The 427-nt window shown below is 46.6% G+C and carries 1 protein-coding gene; it reads right to left on the bottom strand.

The window, feature by feature from the left end:
• Nucleotides 1-427 (bottom strand): Gfo/Idh/MocA family protein (locus KPY62_RS13550; protein ID WP_228730794.1); only part of this gene is annotated, 427 nt, incomplete at both ends.

Below are 427 nucleotides of genomic sequence, written 5' to 3'. Positions count from 1 at the left end.
ATTAATACATAGTGCTCAGGGTAGTGGAACGATGATCCCCACTGAAGTGTCGCGAAACGACCGCTTTCGAACTCAAGAGTGATTAGGACAACATCATCTTCATCACCAAATTTTTCACCTTTGTGCGCAACATTCCCCGCCGCCATTGAAACCAGGGATGGGGTTTCATCCATGATGAACAGTGTACAATCTAGCTCGTGAATGTGATGGTACAGATGCCCGCCTGACTTTGCGCGAATCTTCTTCCATGAGATCTCATCCTGCACGTCTTCAAAACCATTACGTTTAGTGTGAACTTGTGTAACTTCACCGATTTCACCGGCTTTGATGAGCGCTTTAGCGTGGCGAACCCCGTGAAAAAAGTTCATAACGTGACCCGCCATAAAGGTAACACCAGCTTCTTTGCAGGCATCAACCATATCCTTAC

This window comes from Psychrobacter sp. TAE2020, assembly GCF_018919485.1.
Lineage (GTDB): Bacteria > Pseudomonadota > Gammaproteobacteria > Pseudomonadales > Moraxellaceae > Psychrobacter.
This window is presented reverse-complemented; position numbering and strand designations above follow the sequence as displayed.